Raw genomic sequence first — 10017 nt, forward strand, 5'->3', positions numbered from 1 at the left:
TCATATTAACATTGAATAATATTCATTGATTAATAATTGTTTAAGTTAGTGAGGTTTCGTCACTGACTTTCTTTTCTTCGCTAGCAAATTCTGCTGCTTCTTGAGCTTGTTTTTCACGTGCTTTTTCAAGATCATCAACGTGCATCACATCATCATCTTCACCTTCATCAAGATCACGAAGTTCAACTTCTCTGTCATCCTCATCAAGGACTCTCATATCTAGTCCAAGAGATTGTAGCTCTTTGACTAGGACACGGAATGATTCTGGAACACCTGGTTTTGGAATAGGTTTTCCCTTTGTGATGGCTTCATAAGCTTTCAAACGACCAATCACATCATCAGATTTGTAGGTCAAGATTTCTTGAAGGACGTGTGAAGCACCATAAGCTTCAAGGGCCCAAACTTCCATCTCACCGAAACGTTGTCCACCAAATTGTGCTTTACCACCAAGTGGTTGTTGGGTAACAAGTGAGTATGGTCCAACAGAACGTGCGTGTAATTTATCATCAACCATGTGGTGAAGTTTAATCATGTACATGACACCAACAGAAACACGGTTGTCAAAAGGCTCACCAGTACGTCCATCATAAAGGACTGTCTTAGCATCGCTATCCATACCAGCCTCTTTAACAGTTTCCCACAAATCTTCTGCGGTAGCACCATCAAAGACTGGTGTTGCCATATGAACACCCAGAGTACGAGCTGCCATACCTAAGTGAAGCTCCATAACTTGACCGATATTCATACGTGACGGCACCCCTAGAGGATTCAACATGATATCAACTGGTGTACCATCTGGCAAGTAAGGCATATCTTCTACTGGCACAATACGAGAAACAACCCCTTTGTTCCCGTGGCGTCCGGCCATTTTATCTCCGACTTTAACTTTACGTTTTTGTGCGATATAAACACGAACTAACATATTAACGCCAGATTGAAGTTCATCACCATTAGCACGTGTAAAGATACGTACATCGCGAACAACTCCATCTCCTCCGTGTGGGACACGAAGAGAGGTGTCACGAACTTCACGAGACTTATCACCAAAAATGGCATGCAAGAGACGTTCTTCAGCAGATAAATCTTTTTCACCTTTTGGTGTTACCTTACCAACAAGAATGTCACCTTCTTTAACTTCTGCACCAATGCGGATAACTCCCATCTCATCAAGATCTTTAAGAGCTTCTTCACCAACGTTTGGAATTTCTCTCGTGATTTCTTCTGCACCTAATTTGGTATCACGTGTTTCACTTTCAAATTCTTCTAAGTGAACTGAGGTATAGACATCATCTTTGACCAAACGCTCACTCATGATAACCGCATCCTCAAAGTTGTAACCTTCCCATGTCATGTAGGCAACAATTGGGTTTTGGCCTAAGGCCATTTCACCATTTTCCATTGATGGCCCATCAGCAATAAAGTCTCCTTTTTCAACGACATCGCCAACTTTTACAAGGGTTCTTTGGTTATAAGCAGTTCCTGAGTTAGAACGACGGAATTTAGTGATTTGATAAACATCAAGACCACCATCTTCTCTACGAACTTCTACTTTATCAGCATCAGAGTAGATAACTTTACCATCATTTTGTGCAATAACAGCAGCTCCTGAATCATGAGCGGCTTGATATTCCATGCCTGTTCCAACAAGCGGTGCTTTTGGATCGATTAACGGTACAGCTTGACGTTGCATGTTGGCACCCATCAAGGCACGGTTTGAGTCGTTGTTTTCAAGGAAAGGAATACACGCTGTTGCAACTGCAACTACCTGTTTAGGAGAAACATCTACATAATCAACAGCACTTATTGGGAATTCTTGGTTATTACCTTGATGACGTCCCATAACGATTTCCTCAGCAAAAGTACCATCTTCGTTAAGAATAGAGTTTGCTTGTGCTACAGTGTATTCATCTTCTTCATCAGCTGTCAGCCACTCAATGTCACGAGTAACCACACCTGTTTCTTTGTCAACTTTACGGTATGGTGTTTGGATGAAACCATATTTATTTAAATGTCCATAAGATGACAAGTTGTTGATCAAACCAATGTTTGGTCCTTCAGGTGTTTCAATCGGACACATACGACCATAGTGAGTATAGTGAACGTCACGGACTTCATAACCAGCACGGTCACGGGTCAAACCACCAGGCCCAAGGGCTGATAGACGACGTTTGTGTGACAATTCAGAAAGTGGATTATGTTGGTCCATGAATTGTGATAACTGAGAAGAACCAAAGAATTCTTTGATTGCTGCTGTAACGGGTCTGATATTAATAATTTGTTGCGGTGTTAGAGTTTCATTATCTTGAACACTCATACGTTCACGCACATTACGTTCCATACGAGCTAAACCGATACGGAACTGGTTGGCTAACAATTCACCAACGGCACGGATACGACGATTACCCAAGTGGTCAATATCATCTACTTTCCCAAGACCCTCTGAAAGGTTTAAGAAATAACTCATTTCAGCGAGAATATCAGCTGGTGTTAGATTTCTAATTTTTTCATCTGGATTAGCATTACCAACGATAGTGACAACTCTATCTGGATCAATTGGTGAGTAAACCTTAAATTTTTGCAGAACAACAGGTTCAACAAGAACAGCATAGTCGTTTGGTGTATAGGCAAATTTATTTAAATCACCATCGATATGCTCTGAAATGCTATCAATCACTTCACGTGTCATTACAGTTCCAGCTTCAACAAGAATTTCTCCCGTTTCAGCATCTACTAAGTTTTCTGCAATGGTTTGATTTAAAAGACGTGTTTTAACATTTAATTTTTTATTGATTTTGTAACGACCAACAGCTGCTAAATCATAACGACGTGAATCAAAGAAACGGGCAATCAAAAGGCTACGAGAGCTTTCTGCTGTTTTTGGTTCACCCGGACGAAGACGCTCATAAATTTCTTTTAAGGCTTCATCTGTTCTAGAGTCGCTTGGATTTTTATGGATATCTTTTTCAATGGTATTTCTAACCAGATCCCCATCACCAAAAATATCAATGATTTCATCATCGCCAGAGAATCCTAGCGCACGAATCAGTGTTGTAAATGGAATTTTACGTGTACGGTCAATTCTAGTGTAGGCAATATCTTTTGAGTCAGTTTCGAGTTCCAACCATGCCCCGCGATTAGGAATAACGGTTGAACCATAGCCAACTTTACCATTTTTATCAACTTTATCATTAAAGTAAACACCTGGTGATCTGACCAACTGACTAACAATAATTCTTTCAGCTCCGTTAATGATAAATGTTCCCATTTCAGTCATTAGCGGGAAATCGCCAAAGAAGACCTCTTGTGTTTTGATTTCACCAGTTTCTTTATTGACTAGGCGAAATGTCACAAAGATAGGCGCTGAATAGTGAGCATCATGGGCACGCGCCTCTTCTAAAGTGTATTTAGGCTCTTTAATTTCATAACCTAAAAATTCTAGTTCCATCGTATCTGTAAAGTTAGATACTGGAAGAACATCCTCAAAAACTTCCTTTAACCCATGATCAAGAAAATCTTGAAATGAATCTGTTTGAATTTCAATCAAATTTGGTAAATCAAGAACTTCTTTGATTCTTGAAAAGCTACGACGTGTACGGTGTTTTCCGTATTGAACTTCATGTCCTGCCAAGTTTTCAACTCCTTTTTTCTAATAGGCTTGTTAAACAAGCAAGTGTCAACAAAATAATAGTCCTTTTTGAATTTTTAGAAAATTTAAGAATAGATTACAATTCATAAAAATCCTAAAAATGGGCACAAAAAGAGCAGCTAAATCTGACTAATAGTGTGATTTAACTGCTGTAAGTCTTAGTTGGACAATATTTCAACTAAAACAGACGACAAATTCATTTCTCATTTTACCCTATTTTCTTTTAAAAAGCAAGTTTTTTTATACTTTTTAATAGGTATAAGATGACTTATTACGGCTCATGATTATCATTATCATTACCATTATTATTAGCATTATCATCTTCTTCTGTTTGTGGTTTTTCTTCTTTTGTTGTTTTTTCTTCTTTTGGTTTTGGTGTTGGCTGAGGGTTGCTATCGACAATTTTTGCCCAAGCTTTAGCGTAGTCATTATCTGTTCCACCAATAGCAAATTTATAAGTTGTTACCCCTGGACCATTTTTAGCCCATAAACTTGTTGTAGTTGAACCCCCCACATTGATGGTTCTACCATTAAGAGAAACAGACCCAGGTTTTAATCCTGTCGAGTTTAAAACAGAGGCGCTAATAACACTAGGATCCATTGTAAATTTCTCTGCTGATCCTAAAATATTAGGGTCAGCACTATTAATAGCTGTCACAAGATGAGCGACATAATTAGCATGATTATTATATCCTGTTAAGGCAGCTAAAGAACTGTTATCATCGTGTCCAGCCCAAGAACCTAGAGAAACCGAAGGTGTTGATAACATTAACCAAACATCAGACGTTTCATTGGTTGTTCCTGTTTTACCAATCCAATCAACTCCTAAAAGATTACCATTTAAACCACTCAATCTTGAAGCAAAGGTTGTTGTTGTTCCTGAACTGATCGGCCCACGTAGGAGTGATGTCATAATATTTGCAGTTGCTTTAGAATATACCTGTATTGGTTCTGGCTGATGTTCATAAATCACATTACCATCTGCATCAGTAATTTTTGAAACAATGTACTCTTTGAGGAAAACCCCATTATTAGCAATTGCTTGATAGGCATTTGTTTGTTGAACAACAGAAGTTTCAATCCCACCACCTAAAGGTAAGCTCTCTATATCATAATAAGGAATTGAGTAACCCATCTTTTCCATATAACCTTTGACGTCAACACCTTCTCTAAGAAGCATTTGATAAGTCCAAAAGGCTGGAATATTCCAAGACGTGTTAAGAGCTTCTTGAAGGGTTACCATGCTTGTTCCCTCATCGACACCATGCATAATCTTTTGACCACTTGAAAAGGTTGTTGGATAATTTGATAAAATACTAGCACTACCCATCAATCCTTGATCAATAGCCGGACCATAGGCAAGAATTGGCTTAATACTTGAACCTGGTGATCTATAGGTATCAAAAGCATGGTTGTTTTGATTGGTATTATAATCACGACCACCAATAAAACCAATAACAGCACCCGTTCTATTATCCAAGAGGACATTTCCCATTTGAACTTGGCCGGTCCCATCATCTAAAAGCCCACCATAATTTCTCGCAGCATCTTGCATGGCATTGTGAACTGTTTTATTGATAGTTGTTTGGATAGTATAGCCTCCAAGTTGAATAGCTTTTAAAGCTTTTTCCTCATAGGCTTGTTTAGTGTCATCATTTTTTAAGTCCTGTTCAGAAACACCATCTTTTTTAACTAAATAATCATACATAATATCTTTAGCTTCAGCTAATACGGTGTAGTAAAGATAATCATGATTGTCCTCAATAATAGCTTCTGGCTGTCTAAAATCTTGTTTCAAATCATAAGCCTTGTAACTCTCATAATCTGCTTTTGATAGTTGCCCTGTTCGATACATACTGTATAAAACATTTTGAGCTCTTTTAAGACCAATAGCCATATCTTCTTCTGTTTTAAATTCACCCGTTGATGTGTAAGGAGAATAAACAATAGGACTTTGAGGTAAACCAGCTAAGAAAGCTGACTGAGGGATGGTTAAATCTTTGGCAGAAACACCAAAGATACCTTGAGCAGCTTCTTCAATTCCTGCAATATTTTGTCCTTTGTTATTGCGACCAAACGGCGACACATTAAGATATTTCGTTAATATTTCATCCTTATCCATATAACGCTCAAGTGACAAGGCATAAATAATTTCTTTTGCTTTACGTTTAAAGGTTGGATCATCACCTAACACTTGTTGTTTTAGTAATTGTTGTGTCAAAGTCGATCCACCACTTGTTTCACCTACTCCTAAAACAGAAGTCAAAGTCGCACGAAAAACTGCTTTAGGAACCACACCTTTGTGGGTCATAAAATTTTCATCCTCAGTAGCAATAATAGCATTTTTGATATTATCAGAAATAGCATCACTACCAACAGGTGTTCTTAATAAATCGGTGTTAATGGTTGAAATCAGTGAATCATCTGAAAAAGTCATCCTTGAAATACTAGTCAAGCTACTGACGTCAGCAATTAAAGTTTCTCTATCAGGAATCTCAACATCATCAATTTGACTTGCAAAATAGCCAAAACCAATCCCCATACCTAAGAAAGCAAAAAGCAGCACGATAACATAGAAAAAATCAGACATCAACTTCAAAGTTCTAAGAAAAACTGAGCCAATATCCATCATGCTTAATTGAGGAGATTTAGAAGTTTTTTTGCCACTCATTTTATTTTTTAAGGATTGTGTTTTTTTAGTAATTATATCTTTTAAATTATCTTTATCTGATTGTTTCATAAAAATACCTCATCCCATATTATAACAAAATTTAACAAGACTTGCATAGAAACCCTTCTTTTTGTTATAATGACCAGTAAGATTATAAATAATGGAGAGTAAGATAATGACTATTTTCAAAGAATTAAAAGAACGTGGTTTGATTTTTCAAACAACTGATGAAGAAGCCTTAGAAAAACAACTAGCTGAAGGACCCCTTGCTCTTTATTCTGGTTATGACCCAACAGCCGATAGCCTTCATTTAGGGCACTTGGTTCCCATTATCGTGATTCGTCATTTGCAATTAGCAGGCCATAAACCTTATGCCTTGGTTGGTGGTGCGACTGGATTGATTGGTGATCCATCATTTAAAGATAGTGAAAGAAGCCTTCAAACCAAAGAAACCGTAGAAAATTGGAGTCAGAGTATTCAAAAACAGCTAGCTCGCTTTCTAGATTTTGAACATGGTGACAATAAAGCTGAAATGGTCAATAACTATGACTGGTTCCAATCTATCAGTTTTATTGATTTTCTTAGAGATATTGGAAAATACTTCACCGTCAACTACATGATGAGTAAAGAATCCGTTAAAAAACGCATTGAAACAGGGATTTCTTATACCGAATTTGCCTACCAAATCATGCAGGGCTATGACTTCTACGAACTGAATCGTACTCACAATGTCACTCTACAAGTTGGAGGGAGTGACCAATGGGGCAACATGACTGCTGGAACAGAACTTTTGAGACGGAAAGCCAACAAACAAGGTCACGTCATTACTGTTCCTTTAATTACCGATTCTTCAGGTAAAAAATTGGGTAAGTCAGAAGGCAATGCTATCTGGCTTGATGCCAACAAAACGTCACCATACGAAATGTACCAATACTTTGTCAATACAATGGATGATGACGCTGTTCGTTTCCTTAAAATCTTTACTTTCTTATCTCTTGAAGAAATTGAAGAGATTAGAGTAGCATTTGAACAAGAACCACACAAACGTTTAGCTCAAAAAATCTTAGCTAAGGAAGTAGTAACTCTTGTTCATGGTAAAGAAGCTTTTGACAAAGCTATTAATATTACCGAACAACTCTTTGCAGGGAACATTAAGAACCTATCAGCTAACGAGTTAAAACAAGGTCTAAATAACGTACCAAACTATCACGTGACAAAAGAAGACAACCTAAACATTGTCGATTTACTCGTGACAGCTAATGTTGTGACCTCAAAACGTCAAGCACGTGAAGACGTTACTAATGGTGCCATTTATATCAATGGTGACAGAGTACAAGACGTCAATTACATTCTTTCAGATGTAGATAAAATTGATGGTGAGCTAACAGTTATTAGACGCGGTAAGAAAAAATACTTCGTTCTAACCTACTAAAACAAAATAAGAAAACCAGCTTAAGGTTAAAGCCTTAAACTGGTTTTTATTTTCATTATTTTCTTATAAGTTTAGCAATGACTCTAATAATACTAACCACTAAAAACATGATGATAAAGATAATGGTAATGGTTGCACTCGCTGGAGTTTTAGCCCAAAATGAAATAAAAATACCAAGTACCATACCAAAGAAACCAATTAAAATCCCGTAAGTAATGACTGCTTTAAAACTCTTACCAATTCTCATAGCAATACTAGCTGGTAAAACCATAATCGTTGAAACTAAGAGGGCTCCAGCAGCTGGAATCATAAGAGAAATAGCCACACCTGTAACCAAATTAAAACAAATTGACATTAATCTAACAGGTAAACCATCAACAAAAGCTGTCTCTTCATTAAACGTCAAAATATACATTGGTCTAATAAATAAGATGGTTAACATTAAAACTACTAAAGCAATGGTAAATAATGCAACAACTTGTTCTGCCGTAATCGTTATGATAGAACCAAACAAATATTGTTCCAAACCAACACCATTAGAATTATTAGCTTTACTAATAATAATCAGTGAAATAGCTAAACCAAAAGACATCAAAATAGCTGTAGAGATTTCCATGTAATGGCGATAAACAGTCCGCAAATATTCTAAAACAATGGCTGCCAAACTAACCACTAAAATAGTTGTCCAGGTTGGTGAAATACCAATGAATACACCTAAGGCAACACCTGCCAAAGAAACATGGCTTAGTGTATCACTCATCAAACTTTGACGACGAAGAATTAAAAAAATACCCAAAATAGGTGAAAAAATACTGATGGCGATAACAGCAAGAAAGGCTCTTTGCATAAAGTCATAGGATAATATCTCAAGCATTTTGTTCTACCCCCTGATTATCACTATGAACGTTAAAACAACGCCAAGGTAAATTTTGATTTCTCACGAGATGAATATTTCTATCCGAATACTTTCTAACTTCTTCAGGATCATGCGTAATCATCAACACCGCTTTACCGTGTTGATGCGAGCTATGGTGCATCAGCTCATAAAAAGTTTCAACTGTACCTATATCCATTCCCGTAGTTGGTTCGTCTAAAATAAAAATATCTGGATCACTAGCAAACATTCTAGCAATCACTGCTCTTTGTTTTTGACCACCACTCAAACTACCTATAGCTTTGTGACGATTTTCCCACATGCCAACTGACTCTAAACTGACTTTAATATGTTCTTCATCATGAGCATTAAGTCTTCTAAACCAACCCTCCCTAGGGTAGCGACCTGATTTGACAAATTCATAAACAGTACTTGGAAAACCAGCATTAAAACTCGCAATTTGTTGAGGTAAATAGGCAATTCTCAGTTTTTTGCCATCTTTATTAACTTTAGAAAGCTCAACTGTACCAATTTTTGGTTTTAAAATACCTAAGGTAGCCTTAATCAATGTTGATTTGGCAGCACCATTTTCACCAGTTAAGGTAACAAATTCCCCACTATCTAAATGATAATTAATATCCTCCAAAACTGGCTCAGCATCATATTGAAAAGCCAAATTCTTAACTGTAATATATCTCATTTTTCTCTTTCTAATGTGTCAGACAACTGATCTAAAAATTTTTCAATCACCAGTTGTTCATCTGCTGAAAATTCCTCTAACAAATGGTCATAAAAAGATAACGTCTTGTTATGGTGAAGCTGATGTTCAACTGCAATAGGTTTAGCCAACTCAGTTAACTCAAAATAGGTAATTCTTGCATCTTCTTTATTTTTTGAAGAAGCTAACATCCCTTGTTTTACCAAACCTTTAATAGCCTTAGTTACTGCAGCTTGACTAATCTTTAATCTAATGGCTAAATCAGAATTTGTCAATTGTTCATCTGCTAAAAGCATTAAAATATGCTCTTGTGTATTGGTTAATTTAATATCACTTTGACAAGATCCAAGTAATAACTCATGTTGATTCTCTGAAAATAATAAAATTTTATTAATCGCTTTATCAATACTCTGTGATAAATGTTTCATAGAATTCTCCTTTATGCTTAACCAGTTAATTTCATTGCTAACTAATAATATCACAAAAAGATTGAAGAATCAACCGAGCTAGAAACAAAGACAATAAAAAAACTAGCTCACGCTAGTTGAGATACTCCGGCAGTAGGACTCGAACCTACGACATCATGATTAACAGTCATGCGCTACTACCAACTGAGCTATGCCGGATACTAGCTAAGCAACTACCCTATCTCACAGGGGGCAACCCCCAACTACTT

At 36.8% G+C, this 10017-nt stretch carries 6 protein-coding genes and 1 tRNA gene; 1 reads left to right on the forward strand and 6 read right to left on the reverse strand.

Annotation, left to right across the window (positions count from 1 at the left end):
* Positions 1-40 precede the first annotated feature (40 nt).
* Together rpoB and pbp1b are read right to left on the reverse strand one after the other, a co-directional pair.
* A complete protein-coding gene (gene rpoB / locus JHK64_RS06130; protein WP_199568123.1) occupies positions 41-3628 on the reverse strand; it encodes a DNA-directed RNA polymerase subunit beta in 3588 nt (1195 codons plus the stop codon).
* A gap of 289 nt (positions 3629-3917) precedes the next feature.
* Positions 3918-6317 (reverse strand): penicillin-binding protein PBP1B, encoded by a 2400-nt coding sequence (gene pbp1b, locus JHK64_RS06135; RefSeq protein ID WP_246450925.1) that lies wholly within the window; start codon positions 6315-6317, stop codon positions 3918-3920.
* A gap of 175 nt (positions 6318-6492) precedes the next feature.
* Between pbp1b and tyrS the strand changes: the two genes are divergently transcribed.
* Entirely contained in the window at positions 6493-7749 is a 1257-nt protein-coding gene (gene tyrS / locus JHK64_RS06140) for a tyrosine--tRNA ligase (RefSeq protein WP_199568125.1), read from the forward strand.
* Positions 7750-7804: 55 nt separating this feature from the next.
* Here tyrS and JHK64_RS06145 read toward each other — a convergent pair whose 3' ends face one another.
* The 4 genes from JHK64_RS06145 to JHK64_RS06160 all read right to left on the reverse strand — a co-directional run bounded on the left by JHK64_RS06145 (position 7805) and on the right by JHK64_RS06160 (position 9967).
* Positions 7805-8623, reverse strand: coding sequence for a metal ABC transporter permease (locus JHK64_RS06145; protein ID WP_199568126.1), 819 nt, complete (start codon positions 8621-8623; stop codon positions 7805-7807).
* Positions 8616-9323: a metal ABC transporter ATP-binding protein gene (locus JHK64_RS06150; RefSeq protein ID WP_199568127.1), complete on the reverse strand. Its 708-nt coding sequence runs from the start codon at positions 9321-9323 to the stop codon at positions 8616-8618. Before JHK64_RS06150 ends, JHK64_RS06145 begins: the two co-directional genes overlap by 8 nt.
* Positions 9320-9769: a zinc-dependent MarR family transcriptional regulator gene (locus JHK64_RS06155; protein ID WP_199568128.1), complete on the reverse strand. Its 450-nt coding sequence runs from the start codon at positions 9767-9769 to the stop codon at positions 9320-9322. Before JHK64_RS06155 ends, JHK64_RS06150 begins: the two co-directional genes overlap by 4 nt.
* A 124-nt stretch (positions 9770-9893) precedes the next feature.
* Positions 9894-9967, reverse strand: a tRNA-Asn gene (locus JHK64_RS06160).
* Between the last annotated feature and the right edge of the window lie 50 nt (positions 9968-10017).

The sequence above is a fragment of the Streptococcus zalophi genome (assembly GCF_016481285.1).
GTDB classification, from domain to species: Bacteria; Bacillota; Bacilli; order Lactobacillales; family Streptococcaceae; genus Streptococcus; species Streptococcus zalophi.

What these genes read in the sequence shown, in the direction of transcription:
- pbp1b (WP_246450925.1), bottom strand. Translation starts at nt 6,317, where the DNA reads ATGAGTGGCAAAAAAACTTCTAAATCTCCTCAATTAAGCATGATGGAT.
- tyrS (WP_199568125.1), top strand. Translation starts at nt 6,493, where the DNA reads ATGACTATTTTCAAAGAATTAAAAGAACGTGGTTTGATTTTTCAAACA.
- JHK64_RS06145 (WP_199568126.1), bottom strand. Translation starts at nt 8,623, where the DNA reads ATGCTTGAGATATTATCCTATGACTTTATGCAAAGAGCCTTTCTTGCT.
- JHK64_RS06150 (WP_199568127.1), bottom strand. Translation starts at nt 9,323, where the DNA reads ATGAGATATATTACAGTTAAGAATTTGGCTTTTCAATATGATGCTGAG.
- JHK64_RS06155 (WP_199568128.1), bottom strand. Translation starts at nt 9,769, where the DNA reads ATGAAACATTTATCACAGAGTATTGATAAAGCGATTAATAAAATTTTA.